This is a genomic window from Pedobacter sp. GR22-10 (genome assembly GCF_026239715.1).
Classification (GTDB): Bacteria; Bacteroidota; Bacteroidia; order Sphingobacteriales; family Sphingobacteriaceae; genus Pedobacter.
On sequence record NZ_JAPIVR010000017.1, the window covers coordinates 1 to 480 of the forward strand.

Sequence of the window (480 nt, forward strand, 5' to 3'; positions counted from 1 at the left end):
ATGACCAGCATGACAGATCCAAAAGGAATGACTACTTATTATGAATATGATGAGTTTCAGCGCTTAAAGAATATGAAGGATCAGAATGGAAACATTCTTAAAAATACAACCTATCACTACAAAAATTAAGGCCTCATGAAGATACAGATCAAACAGCTGGTGGCAGGTTTTTTCCTGCTCATCGGCATGCAACAGGCGAGTGGCCAGCTGGTGCTCAGCCAATATAACAATGAGTCGCAGATTAGTGCGCCCAGCAGCGTTACGCTGGTGAATGGTTTTCATGCCACGGGCAATGTGCGGATTTTCACCACGGGTGTGAGTTATATCAATTGTCAGCCCTATAGCGCCACAGCGAGCAATAATCAGAACTACATCAGTACAAAAACATTTAGGCAGGGTGGGATTGATCCAAATAACCTGAACGGGCGAAGCATCTGTGATGTGAATGAGAGCATCCAATACTTCGATGGTTTGGGTCGT

Annotated in this window: 1 protein-coding gene; it reads left to right on the top strand. The window is 44.2% G+C overall.

Features of this window, described 5'->3' with window-relative positions; genetic code table 11:
• Positions 1-135: 135 nt before the first annotated feature.
• Positions 136-480, top strand: a 345-nt coding sequence (locus OQX64_RS22355) for a hypothetical protein (protein ID WP_265820422.1), incomplete at its 3' end; no start/stop codon positions are given.